At 44.9% G+C, this 20,379-nt stretch carries 14 protein-coding genes; 4 read left to right on the top strand and 10 right to left on the bottom strand.

The window, feature by feature from the left end; genetic code table 11:
* Positions 1-163: 163 nt before the first annotated feature.
* Together speB and speA are read right to left on the bottom strand one after the other, a co-directional pair.
* Positions 164-1,084 carry an agmatinase gene (gene speB / locus ATG66_RS05330; protein ID WP_098414311.1) on the bottom strand — a complete coding sequence of 307 codons (921 nt, stop codon included), beginning with the start codon at positions 1,082-1,084 and terminating at the stop codon, positions 164-166.
* Between the two features lies 1 nt (position 1,085).
* Entirely contained in the window at positions 1,086-2,996 is a 1,911-nt protein-coding gene (gene speA / locus ATG66_RS05325) for an arginine decarboxylase (protein WP_218925173.1), read from the bottom strand.
* Between the two features lie 324 nt (positions 2,997-3,320).
* On the opposite strand from speA, the gene ATG66_RS05320 reads away from it, so the two are divergent.
* The gene (locus ATG66_RS05320) at positions 3,321-4,070 is read left to right on the top strand and encodes an MBL fold metallo-hydrolase (RefSeq protein ID WP_179885612.1); all 750 of its coding nucleotides are present in this window, start codon (positions 3,321-3,323) and stop codon (positions 4,068-4,070) included.
* A 57-nt stretch (positions 4,071-4,127) separates the two neighbouring features.
* On the opposite strand, the gene ATG66_RS05315 is transcribed toward ATG66_RS05320, so the two are convergent.
* From ATG66_RS05315 to ATG66_RS05295, 4 genes are all read right to left on the bottom strand, one after another.
* A complete protein-coding gene (locus ATG66_RS05315) occupies positions 4,128-4,556 on the bottom strand; it encodes an ATP-dependent zinc protease family protein (protein WP_098414308.1) in 429 nt (142 codons plus the stop codon).
* A 57-nt stretch (positions 4,557-4,613) separates the two neighbouring features.
* Positions 4,614-5,519, bottom strand: coding sequence for a 30S ribosomal protein S6--L-glutamate ligase (gene rimK, locus ATG66_RS05310; protein WP_098414307.1), 906 nt, complete (start codon positions 5,517-5,519; stop codon positions 4,614-4,616).
* A gap of 502 nt (positions 5,520-6,021) precedes the next feature.
* The gene (locus ATG66_RS05305; protein ID WP_098414306.1) at positions 6,022-6,924 is read right to left on the bottom strand and encodes a LysR family transcriptional regulator; all 903 of its coding nucleotides are present in this window, start codon (positions 6,922-6,924) and stop codon (positions 6,022-6,024) included.
* Between the two features lie 1,294 nt (positions 6,925-8,218).
* Positions 8,219-8,557 carry a YggL family protein gene (locus tag ATG66_RS05295; protein WP_098414304.1) on the bottom strand — a complete coding sequence of 113 codons (339 nt, stop codon included), beginning with the start codon at positions 8,555-8,557 and terminating at the stop codon, positions 8,219-8,221.
* Between the two features lie 275 nt (positions 8,558-8,832).
* Between ATG66_RS05295 and ATG66_RS05290 the strand changes: the two genes are divergently transcribed.
* Entirely contained in the window at positions 8,833-10,869 is a 2,037-nt protein-coding gene (locus ATG66_RS05290) for a PhoX family protein (protein ID WP_098414303.1), read from the top strand.
* Positions 10,870-10,964: 95 nt separating this feature from the next.
* Here the strand turns inward: ATG66_RS05290 and ATG66_RS05285 are convergent, their stop codons facing one another.
* The 3 genes from ATG66_RS05285 to ATG66_RS05275 form a co-directional block, all read right to left on the bottom strand.
* Complete coding sequence (locus ATG66_RS05285; protein ID WP_098414302.1) at positions 10,965-12,356, bottom strand: glycoside hydrolase family 1 protein; 1,392 nt, start codon at positions 12,354-12,356, stop codon at positions 10,965-10,967.
* Positions 12,357-12,537: 181 nt separating this feature from the next.
* On the bottom strand, positions 12,538-13,665 hold the full coding sequence (locus ATG66_RS05280) for a conjugal transfer protein TraF (RefSeq protein WP_098414301.1): 1,128 nt from the start codon (positions 13,663-13,665) through the stop codon (positions 12,538-12,540).
* A gap of 188 nt (positions 13,666-13,853) precedes the next feature.
* Positions 13,854-15,926: an ATP-binding protein gene (locus ATG66_RS05275; RefSeq protein ID WP_098414300.1), complete on the bottom strand. Its 2,073-nt coding sequence runs from the start codon at positions 15,924-15,926 to the stop codon at positions 13,854-13,856.
* 169 nt (positions 15,927-16,095) lie between these two features.
* Here ATG66_RS05275 and ATG66_RS05270 point away from each other — a divergent pair, with 169 nt between their 5' ends.
* The gene (locus ATG66_RS05270) at positions 16,096-17,445 is read left to right on the top strand and encodes a sigma-54-dependent transcriptional regulator (protein ID WP_098414299.1); all 1,350 of its coding nucleotides are present in this window, start codon (positions 16,096-16,098) and stop codon (positions 17,443-17,445) included.
* Between the two features lie 17 nt (positions 17,446-17,462).
* Here the strand turns inward: ATG66_RS05270 and ATG66_RS05265 are convergent, their stop codons facing one another.
* Positions 17,463-18,671, bottom strand: a complete 1,209-nt coding sequence (locus ATG66_RS05265) for a GGDEF domain-containing protein (RefSeq protein WP_098414298.1) — start codon at positions 18,669-18,671, stop codon at positions 17,463-17,465.
* 629 nt (positions 18,672-19,300) lie between these two features.
* Here ATG66_RS05265 and ATG66_RS05260 point away from each other — a divergent pair.
* A complete protein-coding gene (locus ATG66_RS05260; RefSeq protein ID WP_098414297.1) occupies positions 19,301-20,311 on the top strand; it encodes a TAXI family TRAP transporter solute-binding subunit in 1,011 nt (336 codons plus the stop codon).
* The last annotated feature ends 68 nt before the right edge of the window (positions 20,312-20,379 follow it).

The raw sequence follows: 20,379 nt of genomic DNA, 5'->3' as shown, positions 1-20,379 counted from the left end.
AGTTTCCCTCTAGTCAATGAATTCTAATGATAAAAATTAATGCTTGAAACGGCTTGTTATTAGCGTGATAACGAGGCGGTTTTGATAAAAAAGGCTGAAACAGAAGTAAAAAAGGAAAAGGGAGCCGACGCTCCCTTAGTAATGAGAATGAGCAATAAGGATGTTATTCACGGCTGGATGCGTATGCGTACAGCATCTCTAACGCGATGGTTGCGCCAGCCAGTGCGGTGACATCGCTGTGGTCGTAGGGAGGTGATACTTCGACAACATCCATCCCCACGATATTCATACCAGTTAAGCCACGGATGATCTTCAGCGCTTTATCTGAGTTCAAGCCACCACAGACTGGCGTACCGGTTCCCGGTGCGAATGCTGGGTCTAAGCAGTCGATGTCAAAAGTGACATACACTGGTTTATCCGCGACAGTGTGACGGATCTCTTGCAAAATTTCGTTCACCGACATGTCGTTGGCTTGCATGGCATTAATCACATTGAAGCCGTGGTCTTGCTGTTTATATTCGGTACGAATACCGATTTGAATCGAATGCTTTGTTGAAATCAAACCTTCTTTGGGGGCATGGTAGAACATCGTACCGTGATCGTATGAGCTGCCATTCGCATAAGTATCGGTGTGAGCATCGAAGTGAATCAGTGCCATTTGACCGTGGTGCTTAGCGTATGCTCGCAGAATAGGCAGTGTGATGAAATGGTCACCACCCAAGCCTAGCAGAATTTTACCGCTCTTTAGAATTTCACTGGTTGCCGCTTCTAGGCGATAAGTAAAGTCTTCCGCATCACCACAATCGAAGACCAAGTCACCCGCATCGATCACGTTCAATCTGTCAAAGACATTGAAGTCCCAAGGGAACTTTTTACCTTCCCAAGCCAAGTTAACGGAAGCACGGCGAATGGCATCTGGACCCATACGCGCGCCTGGACGACCGGATGTTGCCATATCCAGAGGAACACCGAGCACCACAACGTCTGCGTCTGCCAATACAGGATTCTTGATGTACGGTAGACGTAAAAACGACATTGAGTTGGAGTAAAGTGAAGAATCGGTTTTAGTAAACAGATCATTCATATCAGAAGCCCTCTAAATAGGTGTAACCGGCTAGGCCTTGTTCTAATTCTGCTAGGATTTGCGCTTGTTCGCTGGCTTTCACTCGTTCAAGAACCAACTCTTTGTAATTATCACGAATCGCGTCCACGTCGATATGAACGTAGCGCATCATGTCTTCGACACTATCCCCTTCATTGATGTAGCTGATCTCAAATTGACCGTCTTCGTCCACATTGACCACTGCACTGTGGGTATCACCAAATAGATTGTGCATGTCGCCTAGGATCTCTTGATAGGCGCCTACGAGGAAAAAGCCCATTAGGTATGGTTTGTCTTTGCTCCAAGCCGGGACAGGTAGCGTGCTCTCGATGCCTTGACCATCAACGTAATGGTCGATCGCACCGTCTGAGTCACATGTGATGTCCAACATCACCGCACGACGCTCTTCTGTATCACCAAGGCCAGAAAGTGGTAGAACCGGAAATACTTGGTCAATCCCCCAAGCATCTGGCAACGACTGGAAGAGAGAGAAGTTTACAAAGAACTTGTCGGCCAGACGTTCGCTCAATTCGTCCAGAATAGGGCGATGGAAACGATTTTTGGTGCTCATCTTGCGGCTTAGATCGAAGTAAATACGCAGTGACAACTGTTCTGCCCACGCACGTTGCACTAAGTTAAGTACGCCAGTTGCGAACTGTGAGTGTACCTCTGCCAAATCACTTTGAGTGTCGTTGTAGATCTCAATTAACGCACGATCATCGGTACCATTTTGCAAGTTCTCCCAATTCCGCCACATATTTTGTAGCAAAAGTGGAGAATCTTCAGCGAGCGCATGCACTTCTTCTGGCTGGTACGTTTCAATACCAATCACGTTAGAAATTAACACTGCGTGATGGGCTGTCAAAGAACGGCCGGACTCAGAAATAATCACAGGCATTGGTTGTTCGTATTGCTGACACACGTCGCCTACCGTATTAACGATATTGTGTGCGTATTCAACAAGGCCGTAATTCATTGAATTCGAAGATTGGCTGCGAGTACCATCGTAGTCCACCGCTAAACCGCCCCCTACATCGAAGTAGTCGATGCTTGCGCCCAGAGCCCGAAGTTCACAGTAGAAACGCGCCGATTCGTTGACACCATTGCGAACGTCACGGATGTTTGCCATCTGTGAACCGAGGTGAAAGTGCACCAATTGCATCGAGTCTAAGTTGCCTTCATGCTTTAGGCGTTCAATCACGCTTAACACTTGCGATGCTGACAAACCAAATTTCGACTTCTCACCACCACTTGCTTGCCATTTTCCAGAGCCTTGAGAGGCGAGGCGAATACGCAAACCAAGACGTGGAGTGACACCTAAGCTTTTTGCCTCTTCCAATACCAGATCAAGTTCAGTGAGCTTTTCTAGTACGATAAACACGGTATGGCCTAGCTTTTCACCAATTAGGGCGAGACGAACATATTCACGGTCTTTATAGCCGTTGCATACAATGACAGAACTGCCTTGTTGAGCCAGCGCTAAGACGGCCAATAACTCTGGTTTACTGCCCGCTTCAAGACCAAGTTGTTTGGTTTCTAGCTGCCCTTGGCTTGCGAGTATTTCATCCACCACTTCACGCTGTTGGTTGACTTTAATTGGGTACACCAACAGGTACTGGTTTGGATATTGGTATTCTTCAATGGCTTGATTGAACGCTTGGCAAATTCCATGCACACGTTGATGCACGATCTGCGGAAAGCGAACTAACACTGGCAGGTTTAACTGTTTCGCTTCTAGCTCATTAACAATGGCACTGAACGGGATTTGGTGTGAACGATCACTACGAGGAGAAACATACACCTCGCCTTGGTCATCAATTCCGTAGAAGCCTTGACTCCAGTAGTGAACGTTGTAGTCCGCGCGAATGCGGTCTAATTTGGTTGCTTTTTCCAACTCGATTCTCACAAAAATGTACTTAAGTCCTTAATTAAATAGGAGGAAAAGTACAAAAAAGCAAATAATGAGGTGTAAACCTCATGCCCTGACACGGACTCCGTGTGCGCGCATTAACCGCTAAAATATTACACGAGTCTAATGATTAAGATTTGTGGTTTCGACTAAGAATAGTTATTGAGGTGCGGTGTACACATTTATTTAACACTGTGTCCATTCTACTGTTATAGTTGGTCTGGCCAGTAAGGGAGTGGTCATTGACAACAGCATTTTAGAAAAGGGAATATTTTGCAGCTGCACCGACTTCAGGGATACATACAAACCATGTATCTCGCTGAGTATCCAGATAAATTGATGTTGCTTGATGGCGCGAGTCGAGCGGACATCCCCCACCTCAAAGACTTTATCGAGCATCAGCTTAATCGCCCTTTTACTGACCTCAAAATGGTCGTGGTCACTCATATGCATCCTGATCATGCAGGAGCGGCACATAAGTTACGTGATCTAACAGGCTGTAAAGTGTTGGCAGCGAAAAGAGACGAACATTGGTACTGTGGTATTGATGGTTGGTTAATGCATCTGACCGATTTGATGTTGGCACGTTGGATGGCGAATAGGATGCGAAAACCGACTCGTAACTTGTGGTATTCACGTAAACTCCAGCCTGATGTCGAGTTGATGGATGGAGAGCCGATCCCCGGCTTCAACGATTGGTTAGTGCTGGAAACGCCGGGACACACCGATAGAGATTTATCGATTTATCATCCCGAGCAAGATGTGTTGTATATCGCCGATTTAGTGGTGCAAGTGAAAAAACACTTAATTGCCCCATTTCCGATTTTCCATCCCAACCAATATCGCAACTCAATCAAGCGAGTTTTTGAAATGAGCCCCATGTGCTTGTTGGCTGCACATGGGGGAGAAGTGAAATTAGACGAAGCGGCTTATCAGCACCTTCTTGATACGGCACCTACAAGACCTATTACGCATTGGCGAGTGATAAAGATAAAACTCAAGGGACTAATAAGTTCACTGAGGAACAAAAAAGAAAGCGGCGCAGAAGTGAATAAATAAAGTAACGAGAAAGCCAGATGAGCGCACATGGAGTTCGCTCATCTGAGGTTATAAGGCTTAGGAAGCCAATAAGTGAGACTGACTTGGGTCAACCAACACTTTGTCCGCCATAGCCTGACGACCTAACAACATCATGTAAGTCATTTTTTCGCGGTTAGTCAGGGTAATATCAATGGGCCATTCTTGAGTGCCCATGCGCAGTGTTGTTGTGATCACACAGCGGTGCTCAAAAGTACCATTTGAAGACTTCACTTTACGGTTTGCTTTTAATTTTGCAGTGCAGCGAACGACTTGCTCTAAATGATAAACGTCTGGGTGTAGATCAAACTCTACATATGATTGACCGTCTTTCTCAAAGCACTCCAAGTTATCTACATGCAGAGAAGATGTTTGTGCACCAGTATCAATACGCGCTTCTAGATGAGTAATCCCTAACTCTGGCAAGCAAATAGCCTCGGCGTTCCCAATGATCATTTTCAGATTCATAGTGTCATCCTAGCGACGAGTGATAAGAGAACCTATAGAAGTAGCCATCACTAATTATTAACCTTTACCACGGGTACGGTTTGCATTTGGTTTCGCGTTCTTCTCGATAAAGTCGAAAATCATTCCAGCGACATCTCTTTTTGTTGCTATTTCAATGCCTTCAAGGCCTGGTGATGAATTCACTTCCATTACCACGGGGCCGTTTTTAGATTGTAGGATGTCGACACCACACAGGTTTAACCCCATGACTTTTGCTGCATTAACCGCCGTTGCGCGTTCATCTTTGCTGAGTCTCACTAATTGCGCAGAGCCGCCGCGATGAAGGTTAGAGCGAAACTCGCCTTCTCTTGCTTGACGTTTCATTGCTGCGATGACTTTGCTACCAACCACGAAACAGCGAATATCAGCGCCTTTGGCTTCTTCGATAAACTCTTGCACCATGATGTTGGCTTTTAAGCCCATGAATGCCTCAATAACGCTTTCTGCGGCTTTGTTCGTTTCTGCAAGCACCACACCGATGCCTTGGGTGCCTTCTAGCAACTTAATAACCAGCGGAGCTCCACCAACGTTTTTGATCACGTCTTGGATGTTATCAGGATGACGAGCAAAGCCCGTGCGAGGTAGTCCAACGCCTTTACGTGACAACAACTGCAGTGAGCGCAATTTATCGCGAGAGCGACTGATCGCGACAGATTCATTGACGCAAAACGTGCCCATCATTTCAAACTGGCGCACAACCGCGGCACCGTAGAAAGTAATGGACGCGCCAATACGAGGAATCACTGCGTCGTATTGTGGTAACTCTTTACCCTTGTAGCGGATCTTAGGGTTGTTACTCGTAATGTCCATGTAACAGTGCAGAGTGTCGATGACGTCGACTTGATGTCCTCGTTCTTCACCCGCCTGCTTGAGACGCAAGGTTGAATATAAATTCTCATTACGAGAGAGAATAGCAATGCGCATGGAAATTCCTTAGTCAGTGAGTACCAAATTAAAGTACAAGTATAGAGTATAGAATACAGTAGGTGAGTGATTTTTATGTGATATTACCTACTTACTTCAACGAATTAGAAGTGTGGTTGGACAACCACTTCGCCAGAGGTGCGCACCTTAGGTTTTTTTCTTATGAGATGAAAACGAAAAAAACTCGTCGTTACGACAAAAAAAGTTTGTCGATTGATTGCGCCGGATAGGCGGAGATCGTCAGAGTCGGTAGATAAAGGAGAGATAAAAATCAATGACGGTTGCGCTTGTGTAGAAAGGACCTCTGGGTGAGGCTCCGATACTTCGTATGGGAGTGAGCCATTACCCCCCGATTTCTGTCTCACACTACCTAAAAATAGCGGATTACTTTTTAATTTAAATGGGTGAAAACGTCCTAGGTTCGGCATATTGAGTCATTGGGCATTCTGAAAGTGAGGCAGAGTGACTACAGACAACCTTGATGCAGTGACTTAGATGATAGCTAGGCGTGCTTGTCTTGTGTGATCACGTTCAATAATACTTCTTTGATGGTTTGATAGCGGCGGGGCAAAGTACGGCTGCGCTTTCGGACTAAAAATAACTCTTCTGTCACGGATTGTTTAAGCTCTACCACATGCAGCGCCTCTCGTTGGGGAAAGTTGTCAACCGCACTCTGAGGCAGCACCGTAAAACCGAGGCCTTTACTCACGGGGAGCAATATCTGGCTTAATTGATTTACGTAGCCAGTCAGAGGTATATCGCTCATCTTGATTTCTTGCAGTTGTGGCTCGGCACATTGGTCAAAAAAAAGCGTCATGTAGTGTTCAGCATCTGGGTGTCCGATTACCCCGCGGCTTTTTAATCGCTCTGGCGTTATAGGTTGCTCTCTATCGTTTTGAGGCAGCACTAAGCACAGCGTCTCTTGTCCTATTTTTTCACTATAAAACAAGCTCTTGTTTGGTATGTCTGTAACGATGCCAATATCGATACGTCCTTGCGCAATCGCATTGAGAATGGATTGGTTTGGCGCGGCTTCTAAGTGCAGTGACAACCCTCGGTGCTGTTTTTGCTTTTCTAAAAGGGGGCTGTATAGCATCAACGCCAGCGCCCCTGAACACGCCAATTTGCAATGGCCAGTAAAGGGGTCATCAAAACTCAGTTCTTGGAGAAGATTCTTTTCTCGTTCTTCTAATTCTCGCGCGTAAGCATAGACGATACGGCCTTGCTCGGTGAGTTCAAAACTTTTATTTTCACGTTTTATAAGCGGGTGCTGACAACTTTGCTCTAACTTTTTTATGTGCTGGCTGACGCCCGGCTGGGTCATAAAGAGTTTTTCTGCCGTCTGTGTGAAATGGCCGACTTCGATCAGTGTTTTAAATGTATGTAACCAAACGGGATTAAGCATAAGACGTTAGCACTTAGGCAAGTTGAGAGCATAAATGATAGCACAGCATCTAAGCGCCCAAGATTGATGAATAAAAAGAATTGTGTCCAAAGTAAAAAATAAAACCCCCGCCTGGCTGCCCAGACGGGGTTTATTCTCTTTCGCAGCAATCCGGCTACTAAAGGTGCTCCCTGCATCAATCCTTGATTATGGTTAAGTCCTTTAACCGAGTTCCTTGTTCATCGCCTTCCTAGCGGTGTCCCTGCTTGCCTATCATCCTGATGGGCGAACTCTATCCTAGAGCTTAATTACATCCTTGCTGATAACTCATCCTAAGCTACCAAATCTTCTTCCTGAAGATACCTAGTCCATTAGGCTTTTCCCTGTTCCCGCCAACATCCTGTCGACAAATTTAGTATTGATGTTTTGTTGATTTGACTCAATTGTATTTTGATGATTATTTTTAATTTTTCTTTTTATCAACGTTGAATAGTTGTTTTTATTCATATGGTTATAATTTTTTTAGGTCTTGCTCTCAGTGAGAGACACTCGATTAGCTTACATTTCGAGTAAGAGATATCGCACAAAGTCGCGGGTGGATGTATTAAGTTTCGTGCTTTTCTCAGAATATTGCCTCTTGAGTGAGATCACAATATTTTCGATGTTCGGTTTGGTTCTACCGTCGTAGAGAAGATTTTATTTCGTATAGCGTATAGACAGTCGTCTTAACAAGAAAAAAAATCTTGCGACATGTCTATTAAATGTGGTAAGACTTTAGATTCCACCTCGTTAATCCTTATTAAGATTCGATGACAAATAGGCAATGGAACTTGATTGCCATTTTTCTGTCATATCTGGTGAGTAAGTTAACCGTGTCAGGAAGATAATATCCGGTTTTATGATCAAAAATTGAATGCAATGAAACGATATTTATCATTATATTGTGAAAATAATCACGGTTAAATAATCAATTCCCTTATAGATTACAGGGGAAAACAACCTTAGACAATAAGCTCCAAGATGAGCGTTACTTATATAAAATGAGGGACTTTACTATGAAAAAGACTAGAAGAGCTCAGTTGCATCGTGTTCGTATCCAATACTGGAAAGACACAAAAGACGCATCAGCTAAAAAATCATAGTTAACCACGCTTAAAAGCACAGAGCTGGCAATGGAATATATATTCCATTAATCGCCAGCTCAAAAACACCACTCTTGTCCATCTGCTATTTACCCTCAAAGTGGTTCAAAACCCACCAATAAAAAAAGCCAGTCCGAAGACCAGCCTTTTCAATCATTAGCATGATACTGCTATTACAGGTAGTTTGCGTCAACCAAATCGCCCGCTTTTGCGCTTTTCACTTCTGGTCGAGCTTCTAACCAATTGATAACTTGTGCTTTTTGCTCTTCAGTTGCGCTGCCGTAGCGATCAGTTGAGCATAGGAAGCCTTCAAACAGTTCAAGACCACCGCCGACGAAGCATAGGCCAAGACCGTCAATGTAATCGATAAAGTCATCAACGAATGTATCGTAACGGTCGAAGTCTTTAATGTCTGTTTCACAGCTGATTTCGAAACCTAGGATTGCGAATTCACCTAAGAACAGCTTTTTACGGATACGACGGCTCTTGTTACCGATTTTGTCTAATTTCATGATTATCTCTCGTAGATGATTTGATTTCGTACACCTTATACCTTCTATCACACTTTAGCCCAAGTAAAATCAGAATAGAGCGACACAGTTGGCTATTATGTAATCAAACGTTTTGTCACAGAGTTTTTAAGTACGTCTTAAAATATATAAGGCGATTGACACACAATGTTCATCATTTTTAAGCATTTTTGTCACCTTTCGTCTCCACACTTCTTGTTGTTCAACTGTTCATAAACCACATATTTAATAATTAACTTCAAGATTGGGAAAGTAAAATGAGCAAGGAAACCTTTGACGCAACGCGTTATAACCCGAGCAACAACAAACCGTTTGAAGACGTATTAGAAGCGAGTTTATCTCGCCGCAGTATTCTCAAAGGTGGGGTAGGTATCAGTGCTATGACGGCATTTGGTGCTTTCGGGTTGGCTGGTTGTAACTCGTCAAACTCAGGTCGTGCAGTAAGTAATGGTTCGGGTGTATCTAAAGCGGTTCTTAACTTCGACTCGATCCCAGGCTCATTGACTGACGCCGTTTCTGTTCCGCAAGGTTATACCGCACAAGTATTAGTTCCTTGGGGGACACCACTGAACGCGCAAGGCAACGCATGGAAAAACGATGGGACCAACACCAGTATTGATCAGCTAAACGCCCTAGGCATGCACCATGACGGTATGCACTTTTTTCCATTAAACGACAGTGCGACAGATGGTTTGTTATGTATCAACCACGAGTACATTGATACTTCGGCGCTGCATCCAAATGGCCCAACAGTGGAAAATGGCGTGCGCACAGTCGTCGATGAGGTACGTAAAGAGATTAACGCTCATGGTATTTCAGTCGTGCGGATCCAACTAGCGGATAACCTGTGGACGCTGGTGGATAGTGACCCATTGAACCGTCGTTACACGGGCACGACCGTGATGGACTTGTCTGGTCCGGTCGCGCATACCGCACTCACTGTCACTCGTTTTTCACCAGATGGCAGCCAAACACGCGGTACATTAAACAATTGTGGGAATGGTCATACGCCGTGGGGAACTTATCTGACCTGTGAAGAAAATTGGCCGGGCTACTTTGTTAACGCCGGGGCTCGTACCAAAGAGCAAGATCGCATTGGTGTCGATGACCAAAGTACACGCTACTTGTGGGAAACGCTTGCAGGAAATGCAGAAGAACGTCTCGATGAGTTCTCTCGCTTTAATGTGGCTCCAACAGGCGCAAGTGCAATGGATGATTACCGTAATGAAGCAAATGGTCATGGCTATATTGTAGAAATTGACCCATACACGCAAAATTCGCGCGCGAAGAAGCGTACCGCGCTTGGTCGTTTCCGCCACGAAGGCTGTACTTTCGGTCAGTTGGAAGAAGGGAAGCCAGTGGTGTTTTACTCAGGTCATGACTCTCGCTTCGAGTATTTATACAAGTTTGAATCTGCGGCAGCTTGGGATCCTGCAGATGCAAACTCGGAAAACCGCCTAGCGACAGGCGATAAGTACATGGATGAAGGCACGTTGTACGTTGCTCGTTTTAATGAAGACAGCACCGGCACTTGGTTACCATTAACGTTTGATAGTGCCACGACGTCTGGTGGTACATTGGCGGACCACTTTAACTCATTGGCTGACATTATTATCAATACAGCGGGCGCTGCCGACTTAGTGGGCGCAACGCCAATGGATCGTCCTGAGTGGTGTACCGTTGATCCGTTTACGGGTTCAGTTTATCTCACACTGACGAATAACACACGTCGTACGGATTCAACCAACTCAGCAAACCCTCGTTTGAACAACAAGTTTGGTCATGTTATTCGCTGGGATGAAGGGAAGGCGGCAACCGACTTTAGTTGGGATATCTTTGTCTTTGGCTCGCCAGAAAATGGTGACGCAAAGACGAACCGTTCTGGCTTAACGGCGCTTAACCAGTTTGCGAGCCCTGACGGATTAGCGTTTGATGGTCGTGGCATTTTGTGGATTCAGACCGATAACGGCGCAGATGAAGTCACGTCTTACACTAATGATCAAATGTTGGCTGTTGTGCCATCTAAGCTAACAGATGAGAATGGTGACCAAGCAGTGATTGGTGCGGATAACCAAGCTGAGCTTAAACGCTTCTTTGTCGGGCCAAATGGTTGTGAAGTGACAGGCTTTACTATCAGCCCTGATTACAAATCATTGTTTGTGAATATTCAGCACCCAGGCAACTGGCCATACAGCGAAGATGCCGCCGAAGAAACGCCTGCTGGTATAATCGTGCGCCCACGAGCTTCAACGGTAGTCATTCGCCGTGAAGACGGTGGAGAGATTGCCGTTTAATCTCGCAATGCATTAACACCTTAAAACTCAAGCCCTGCAAATGCAGGGCTTGATGGTTGAGATTAATGCTTAGTCCCACTTTGTATCATTCGCGGTTAGCGTTTTAATGACCCGCCAGCAGTACGAATCACATCTTGATACCAGTAAAAGCTCTTTTTGCGCTTACGCTCTAGCGTTCCTTGCCCATCATCATGACGATCGACATAGATAAAGCCGTAACGCTTGCTCATTTCGGCTGTTGAGTTAGCCACCAAGTCGATTGGCCCCCAGCTGGTAAAGCCCATCAATTCGACGCCATCAAGAATCGCTTCGTGCGCTTGAACCAAATGATCATTGAGGTATGAGATTCGATAATCGTCTTGGATTTCCCCGTTTTCATCGAATTCATCACGAGCACCTAAGCCATTCTCGACAATAAATAATGGCTTTTGGTAACGATCGTGTAGAAAGTTTAATAAAACGCGCAGACCTTTAGGATCAATCAACCAACCCCACTGGCTCTTCTCAAGGTAGGGATTGGGTACGCTAGCGATGATGTTGCCCACTTCTTTTTGTTGCGGATCGGAACTCGCACAGCCACTTGCGTAGTAGCTGAAGGAAATAAAATCGACACTGGCCGAGGTGATCTCTTCTAAATCGCCTTTTTCCATGTGGATCTCAATGCCGTTCTCGCGGAAGTAACGCTTCATATAACCAGGGTATTGTCCGCGAGTTTGCACATCACCAAAGAAAAGCCATTTGTTGTTTTCGTGCATCGCCGCGAGTACGTCATCTGGCTTACAGGTGTATGGGTAGTTAATGGCACCAAGTAGCATGTTGCCCACTTTTCCGTTTGGTACGATTTGTTGGCACAATTTTACCGCTTTTGCGTTGGCGACGAGTTGGTGGTGAATTGCTTGGTAAATCTCTTGTTCACTGGCATCCTCTTGTAATCCCACGCCGGTAAAGGGTGCGTGCAGTGACATGTTGATTTCGTTAAACGTTAGCCACAGTTTTACTTTGTGTTTGTAGCGCTCTAGAACCGTTTGCGCATAACGCTCAAAGCACTCGATCACACGTCGATCGCCCCAACCGCCGTAGTTCTCTACCAGAGCATAAGGCATTTCGTAATGAGACAGTGTCACAAACGGTTGCATGTTGTGTTTGGCAAGCTCATCAAAGATCTTGTCGTAAAAGGCGAGCCCTTCTTCGTTGGGTTCCAGTTCATCACCGTTTGGAAAAATTCTTGTCCAAGCGATAGAAAGACGCAAACAAGTAAAGCCCATCTCTTTAAATAACGCGATATCTTCTGGATAACGATGATAGAAATCAATCGCAAGATCTTTAATGCCTGGGGTGCGTTCTTCACGAGTTTGATGAGGGCTCAGAATACCGTTTGGCAGCATGTCGGATGTCGATAAACCTTTACCCCCAAGGTTGTATGATCCTTCTACTTGGTTGGCAGCAATAGCACCACCCCAAAGAAAGTTATCGGGAAACTTAATCATGTTTCTCACTCTTTGTCGTTATGTTGGATTTGCTAGTGTGAGAATAGTGTAGGTGAGAGCTTGATGCTTGTAGCGAGATCGTATTTTTCTGAAACGTTGGAAATAGGCAATGTAACTGGTGTGGCTTTAAGCAGGGCAGAAAAATATCCAGCCCTGCAAAAAACAGGACTGGATAAGGTCTTTAGAAAGTAAACGCGAGGTTTGCCGCTGCGCCTAGTTGGTTTTCGCCAGCGTAAGAACCAGCGATGTCTAGGCTGATAACATCAAATGGGCTGATACCGATGCCCGCTGTAATTGAGTTATCGAGAGTATCTTCTAGATCCATTTCATAGCCTGCACGGAGCTGAGCCCACCCCCAAGCATTGCCCTCGATACCAACGCGTACAAATTGAGTATCATCCGCCAATTCCTTGAAGCGTTTTTGTTTCGTTAGGTCAGCATCAAGACTGAATGAAATATAGTCACCGACATAACCAAGACCGACAGTGGCTTGCGGGGAGAGTTCGTATGTGTATCCGCCAAGTTCTGTATCGATCTCTTGTTTAAATACGTCTTTAATAGTTAAGCCTGCACGGAAGGCATTTTTGTGCCAAGCCATGCCCAAATCCATATTGAAAGCACTCTTCGATACTTCACTTTGGTCGTAATCATCGACATCAAAGTCATCAAGAGACGTACGCTGAGAATAGGTCATAAGTTGTTGGTACTTAGGAGAAAGACCAAAAGCAAAGTTTTGACCACCTAGCTCAACGTTACGCGCAAATGAAATGCCATACTCAGCCGAACCAAATGCAACCAATTCAACGTTTGAATTTAGGTAGCGTTGTTCTACTGTTCCTGAATCAGCAATGTCCGGTGCAGCAATCACTTCCACATAACCCGTGCCGAAGACGTTTACCGATACATGGCGAGTTGGAATGGCGATGGCTAACCCCAAACCGCCATTGATTGCTACGGGGGCGCTGCCATTGAGTTCATCCAGTAAACGGGACATTTCCGCCTCATCGGTGGCATTAGGCATGCCGTTGAAGCGATCATAAAGGTCTTGGGCGTCTTCGACTGTGGTAAGCGCCTCGTCTTTATCATTGGCGTTCACACCAAAAGACGGCAAAAGGAGCCCGACATCATCTTCCTCACGGTACAGCGCACCAAGCGCTGGGTTGTGAAGTGGTGCGGTCAGGTAGTCTGCCGACACCACGCCAGTATTGCCCATAGCATGGCTACGAGCATCAGCGACGTAGGGTGCTGCAATTGATGGGGTTGAAAGTACGGTTAGTAGATTGGCCACTGCAAAAGCGATTTTTTTCATAACGTTTCCATTGTTATTTTATATTTTTTGTTGCCGAAGCAACTGAATAGAGCCTTTTTACCATTGCATTTTTATTTGTATCAGGCGGAATACGCAGGTTTACATATGCAATATATGTAAATTGTCTCATTGTTTGGACTGTCTTATCAATTATCTTATGAAGGTATTTCATTAAGAAGATATGACTATTAATAGGATTTTTTATCAGAAGTGAAGACGAGTTTGAATGAGAGACCATCAGGGCTATTTTTATGCGCCGAGATACTCCCGCCCATATCACGTATATTGTTGGCGGTGATGGCTAAACCAAGTCCGAGCCCTTCACCGATTTTCTTTGAGGTTTGGAAGGGCTCGAATATGGACTCCAACAACGCTTCTGGTACGCCGCTGCCATTATCGCTAACGATCAGCTCGACCTGATGTTCGGTCGGATTTACGATGAAGGTAAGTTGTGGATTTTCGGTTTTTTTCATTGCATCCAGCGCGTTAGAGATTAGGTTTCCTAACACTTGAAGCAATCTTTGTTCTTCACCAATGATGTTGGGTAATTGATCTGGAATGCGTACTCTAACATCCACAACCGTTAATTGAGATTGATAGATTCGCAACGTTTCTTCCAAAGCGTTGGTCAGCGATAATCCGTGCAGTGTTTCCGGTTTGTTGTAGGCAAAGGTTTTAAGCTGGCTCGTCATGCTTGCCATACGATCAATCAACTTTTGAACTAGCTTGTTATTTGCTTTCATCATGTCGGTTTGTCCACGTTCTGCCAGTAACTCATTGGTGGTAAGTAGAGTACGTAAGCCTGTTAAAGGTTGATTCAGTTCGTGGGTTATTGCACTCGACATTCTGCCCAATGCTGCCATTTTACTTGATTCAATCAACTGCTTTTGAGTCTGTCTTAATGCTTGGGTACGCTCTTCTACCCGTTGGGCTAACTCTTGGTTAATCAGTTGTAATGAATACTCAGCCTTTTTACGTTTACTGATATCAATGACGGTGGTCAGGAAATACTGTTTTTCATGCCATGGGAAGCTAGTGAGTGAAAATAAAACAGGAAATACGCTGCCATCGCTGCGTCTCGCCATGGTTTCTGCCGTGCTAATTTCAGCAAGCTCTTTATGCTTGGGCAGATCTTTAAGCAAAGTAAGTGTGGTTGAATTTGAGTTACCTGCATCAAACAACTCCCATGCGAAAGTGTGGTGATTCACGCTCTCGGGTAAACAAAAAAGCCGTTTTGCCATTGGGTTGAGATCGAACAGCAGCCCCTGTTCATCAATCAACAGTAACCCAACGTGAGTTTTGTCGATCATCTGTTTAAGTCGGCGTTGTGACTCTTGCAGTAGGGCTTGAATACGTTGCTGGTTGAGATGCTTTTGGCGGCGTTGTAAGCCGATAATGATTAGTAGAATGATGAGTAAAAGCAGGGCCGCGATACTCCATCCAATAATATTTATGGTTTGTTGGACAGGCTTGGTGGGAATAAGGTAACTCACAAACCAGTTTAAATCGTCCAGTGTCACCGTGTGAGCGAAATAACGTTGTTGGTCAAGGGTCCAGAAATGAATCTCCGTATTATCATAAAACCGTTGAGTGTCCACTTTTACATGGTTACTTGATTCATTAAACCAGTCGGCGTTGAAGCTCGCGCTGCTAGAAAGAAAAAAGCGTTGGTGGCGGTTTTGTAACGTGATGATGTCGGTGCTGGTGATGGTCTGTTCAGTCAGCAAGCTCAAGTTTATTTGAACGACAACAATGCCGGCAATTTCAAGCCCATCAAAAATCGGTGCAGACAAATAGTAAAGTGGGCTAGAACCTTTGGTTTTATTCACCAGCGATACACCTTCCCCCTGACGTTGAATTTGCTCAACAATGGCAAGGCGGTCAGAACGACTGAAGCGCCTGTCGATTAAACTCGATACCAAGACCTCGCCGGATGTGGAAAGAATTAACCAGCCCTCTGTATTGGCGGCTTTATCAAGTTGGGTCAACTGTGCTTGGAGCGGTTCGTAGTCGTTCAAATGACCTTTAACCAACGCAATGCTTTCTGGGTTGTTGGTCACAAGGTAAGGGAGGTGGTAGAAACGTTTTAATGCACGGCGCACTTCACCGATATAGTCGAGGAGCTTTTGTTGCGCTTCGTGTTGAGTTTGTACACTCAACCATTGGTGAGCGACCTCTCGACTTACCCCGTAACAAAATAGCACCAGCGCACTAACGCATACGGCTGTTAGCCACGTTTTCCTATTTGTATTACGCTGCATACCGACTCCGCTTTTTGGGGGCGTAACTCATCGAGAATATGAAAAGAGTGCGCTTAACTGGTTGGATGTTAAAGATTTGTAAGTGAGAAGTGAGATCTAGCTCCTTTTCTCTAGCATGGTTTTTGCTAACGTTAGTGAACACTCATACCACGGTTCAGGTAGTAAATTCATGGCTTTTAATGACACCCCCCATATCGCGCTAATCGAAGATGATGACATTGTTCGTCAAGCCGTTAGCCAATGGCTGCAATTGGCAGGGTTTGACGTGACAGATTTTAGTTCAGGAGAAGAGGGTAAATCTGCCATTTTTCGCAAAGAGTTTGATGCCATCATCAGTGATGTGCGTTTGCCCGACACTGACGGAATCTCAATACTAGAAAGCTTGATAGCGAACCATATTCAAACACCGGTGATACTTATCACCGGCCATGGGGATGTCGATATGGCGGTCGGAGCGCTACAAAAAGGCGCGTTTGATTTTATTGAAAAACCTTTTCACCCGGAGCGATTATCTCAACGGGTGATGGATGCGGTGGAGAGCTATCGTGCTCAAACTTCAACCCTACATCGTCAAGAGTACTTAGCCAGTGTGAGTGGTTTGGAGCGAGTACTGATTGGCCAAAGTCGAGTCATGCAGCAGCTACGAGAGCAAGTGGTTAAGCTTGCGAAAATGGATACCAATGTGATTATTTATGGCGAAACGGGGGTGGGTAAAGAACTGGTGGCCACCAGTTTACATAATGAAAGCCGGAGAAAATCACGTCATTTTGTGCCGATTAATTGTGGTGCGATCCCTGACAACCTATTTGAAAGTGAATTATTTGGTCATGAAGCCGGAGCGTTTACTGGCGCCATTAAGCGGCGCATTGGTAAGTTGGAATACGCCGATAAAGGCACCCTGTTTTTTGACGAGATAGAGAGTATGCCGTTGTCGATGCAAGTTAAGGTACTGCGTTCTCTTCAAGAGCATACGGTAGAGCGAGTGGGGGGCAATCAACAGATTACGGTTGATTTGCGAGTGATCGCCGCGGCAAAAGAAGATCTGCATGAACATGAAGCATTCCGCCAAGATTTGTATTATCGCCTCAATATTGCACAGATTTACTTACCACCACTGCGAGAAAGAGAAGACGATGCATTAATTCTTTTTGATCATTTTTCACAACAGACGAACCCAGCGAGCCGAGTGCCGAGTGAAGCAGATAGAAATGCGATTTTGTCCTATGCGTGGCCGGGCAACGTGCGTGAACTGCGAAATGTAGCGATGCGCTTTGCATTGGATGACACCGTATCAGTGATGGAAATCCTCTCTAGCCGTCCTTCTACTACCACGGAAGAGACTCAGGCGGGCGTCCCATTAGTGATTCAATTGCACAACTTTGAGCGTAAGATCTTGCATAGCTCATTGGTGAGGCACCATGGGCGGATCAGTGAGGTAATGCAAGAGCTTGATTTGCCTCGTCGAACCTTAAATCAAAAGATGCAAAAGTTTGGTTTAAATCGGTCTGATTATACTTAAAGCGGCGTTGAGTGCAGCTAGGCACTTTTTGATGACACAGGTACAAACTTATAGCTTACCGACTCGTCTGTACCAAATAAGGTGACTTGATTTCTGCCCGTATATTTAGAGCAGTATAGGGCTTCATCAGCTTCAGCAAGTACGGCTTGCAGAGCTTTGCTTTCAGACAACTCACTGACACCAAAACTCATGGTTATCTTATCTTCGAATGATTGCAGCGAGGCTTCACTTTCGACCGCGAGGCGAATCTGCTCGGCAAGAATTTTGGCTCGCTGTGCTTTTTCAAGCACAATAATCATGAACTCATCCCCCCCAAATCGTAACGTACACGCCGATTCTGGAAGGTGTTGTTTGAAGATATTGGCGATCGTTGCCATCACCGAATCTCCAACCGTATGCCCATAGCGATCATTAATCACTTTAAATTGGTCGACATCGGTCATAATGATGCTTATCGCTTGCTTTTGTTTGTGCGCCTGATGAACAAGGTTTGGGACGATTTTTTCCATTGCTCGACGGTTATGCAGTCCTGTGAGCGCGTCTAAATGCGATAGGTCGTTAATCGACTGTACCAAGCGTCCATTGATCAGCCATAGCATGCTAAAGCTTAAGGCCACAATAAGACAGATGCTAAATAAGAAAGTCAGTTGATGGATTAGACCTGCAGTCATAAAGCTTAATTCTTCCGCCGAGAAAGAACTCCAAATTGCTCTGAAGCCCATAAAAATACCGAAAAAAAAGAATGAGTAAGCCATGACTTTGACTGGTAACTTTAGATCTTGTTTGTCCCCTTTTAACATCGCAATCCCACTGCACAAGGTGACGATGCAAAGATAAACGCTAATGTAAATGATGCGGCTTTTAATTGAAGGCTCATGAAAGGTGAAATAGTAAAACAAACCACATAAAATTGGTGTTAAAAAAGCAACAGAGTGAGCTAATTTTAAAGGGAAGTGACGGAAAATACTTATGCTGTAAAGTGTAAGCAAGAAGCCGATCAATATGATGGTGTTGGCTATAACGATAGTCAGCCAGTCTGGAGCTACTCCCCTAAATCCGAGTAGAAATGGTCCCAAACCAATCAATAGCAGTGAGATGGAAAAGGTTTTTAAGCCTTCGATTTTTTCCTGCGTATATTGGTAGCAAAGTAGACTAATAGAATAGATACAAGAGAACAAAATAACGATAAAGTTGAGCGTTCTTATATCTAAAAACTGGTTGTCCATATTAGCCCCACATTAACCTTTACTCAAACACTTCTTTTTCTGCCATCAATATGCATTCTATATAATAGCTTACTTATCGATTACCGTCTTATGTTAAACGCACCAAATGTTAACATGATACCCACTACAGCGTTACATATCATTAATTTTATTGATAATTGTTGTTTGATGGTAAGCGGTTGCTCGTTAACCCAATTAGATTGTCCATTTAATGGGCATCAAGTCGTAGCTCATATCAGTCACAGCGCTCGCCACTTACCATCTGACTTGGCGTCATTTTTGATACCTTACAGTACCGCGATTTCCACTTGTCCGTTTTGATTCGGAATAAACATCGGCAAAAAATTGCTCATTGCAGATTGAGTATTTATTTTAGTTTGATCACATTCTATTAACCTTTTGCTCTCTGAAGTCGAAAATACTCATACATTAAATAAGCAAGTTTTTGCTTAGTGTTTTCTTATCAAATAAGCAGGATTTGGCTTGTTTCCATGTGTCATCAAAAATTAGCTTAATAAATACAATTGCTTATGATTTGGCACTCGAATTGCTATTGATGATTTGTTGTTAATAAATGTTTGACGCAATGTAAATCTTAATCGTGAAACGACTATACACGGAGAGTAATAATGAAAATGAATAAGTTGGTTAAAGCGTTAGCTGTCGCTGTGACGTCTTTTGGTATTGCTGCGAACGCTGTGGCAGAAGAGCGTAGTTACATTCTTTCAACCGCATCGACAGGCGGTACTTACTACCCAGTCGGTGTTGCACTTGCAACCTTGAGTAAAGTGAAACTGGCACCAAAGCACCACTTCTCACTTTCCGCAATCAGCTCTGCGGGCTCTGGTGAAAACGTAAAGCTTTTAAACGAGAACGAAGCACAATTCGCCATTCTGCAAGGTCTTTACGGCGCTTGGGCATGGTCTGGTGAAGGTCCTTATGCCAAGAGTGGTCGCCAAGATCAACTGCGTTCGGTCTCTATGCTGTGGCAAAACGTTGAGCACTTCATTGTTCGTACTGACCTCGCGAAAACAGGCACAGTCAGTGACCTAAACAACCTAGACGGTAAAAAATTCTCGATTGGTAAAAAGAACTCTGGGACCGAGAACTCTGGCCGCCAGATTATGAAAGGTCTGAAGGTAGACCCAGATAAGTTCAACCTTGCATTCATGGGCTACGGTGGTAGTGCGAGCGCACTTCAAAACGGCACCATCGATGGCATGAACACCCCAGCAGGTGTGCCAGTTGGTGCGGTAACCCAAGCTTTTGCCGCATTGGGTAACGATATCTCGATCCTTTCGTTTAGCGATGAACAAATCAAAGCAGCCAACGGCAACTACAGCCTATGGACCAAGTACGAGATCCCTGCGAACACCTATCCAGGTTTGGATAAAGCCGTTACAACCATTGCACAGCCAAACTTCTTGGCGGTTCGTGAAGACATCTCAGAAGAAGACGTTTACCAGCTAACTAAAGCGATCTACGAGAACCTACCATTCCTGCAAGGTATCCACAAAGCCACCAAAGCAATGGCCATTGAGAAAGCGATTGCTGGCTTGCCAGTGCCTCTTCACCCAGGTGCGGCGCGTTACTACAAAGAAATGGGCATCGAAATCCCATCAGACCTAATGGCGAAATAACGCCAACTTCGCCCCGAGTTTCGGCTTGGGGCATTTTATCCCCACCGATTTCTAAGATGGAAAAAGCC

The sequence above is a fragment of the Vibrio sp. ES.051 genome, assembly GCF_002563795.1.
Taxonomy (GTDB): domain Bacteria; phylum Pseudomonadota; class Gammaproteobacteria; order Enterobacterales; family Vibrionaceae; genus Vibrio.
Note: the sequence above shows the minus strand (reverse complement) of the source record. Positions and strands in the feature narration are given on the sequence as shown.

What these genes read in the sequence shown, in the direction of transcription:
- speB (WP_098414311.1), bottom strand. Translation starts at nt 1,084, where the DNA reads ATGAATGATCTGTTTACTAAAACCGATTCTTCACTTTACTCCAACTCA.
- ATG66_RS05320 (WP_179885612.1), top strand. Translation starts at nt 3,321, where the DNA reads ATGTATCTCGCTGAGTATCCAGATAAATTGATGTTGCTTGATGGCGCG.
- ATG66_RS05315 (WP_098414308.1), bottom strand. Translation starts at nt 4,556, where the DNA reads ATGAATCTGAAAATGATCATTGGGAACGCCGAGGCTATTTGCTTGCCA.
- rimK (WP_098414307.1), bottom strand. Translation starts at nt 5,519, where the DNA reads ATGCGCATTGCTATTCTCTCTCGTAATGAGAATTTATATTCAACCTTG.
- ATG66_RS05305 (WP_098414306.1), bottom strand. Translation starts at nt 6,924, where the DNA reads ATGCTTAATCCCGTTTGGTTACATACATTTAAAACACTGATCGAAGTC.
- ATG66_RS05295 (WP_098414304.1), bottom strand. Translation starts at nt 8,557, where the DNA reads ATGAAATTAGACAAAATCGGTAACAAGAGCCGTCGTATCCGTAAAAAG.
- ATG66_RS05290 (WP_098414303.1), top strand. Translation starts at nt 8,833, where the DNA reads ATGAGCAAGGAAACCTTTGACGCAACGCGTTATAACCCGAGCAACAAC.
- ATG66_RS05285 (WP_098414302.1), bottom strand. Translation starts at nt 12,356, where the DNA reads ATGATTAAGTTTCCCGATAACTTTCTTTGGGGTGGTGCTATTGCTGCC.
- ATG66_RS05280 (WP_098414301.1), bottom strand. Translation starts at nt 13,665, where the DNA reads ATGAAAAAAATCGCTTTTGCAGTGGCCAATCTACTAACCGTACTTTCA.
- ATG66_RS05275 (WP_098414300.1), bottom strand. Translation starts at nt 15,926, where the DNA reads ATGCAGCGTAATACAAATAGGAAAACGTGGCTAACAGCCGTATGCGTT.
- ATG66_RS05270 (WP_098414299.1), top strand. Translation starts at nt 16,096, where the DNA reads ATGGCTTTTAATGACACCCCCCATATCGCGCTAATCGAAGATGATGAC.
- ATG66_RS05265 (WP_098414298.1), bottom strand. Translation starts at nt 18,671, where the DNA reads ATGGACAACCAGTTTTTAGATATAAGAACGCTCAACTTTATCGTTATT.
- ATG66_RS05260 (WP_098414297.1), top strand. Translation starts at nt 19,301, where the DNA reads ATGAAAATGAATAAGTTGGTTAAAGCGTTAGCTGTCGCTGTGACGTCT.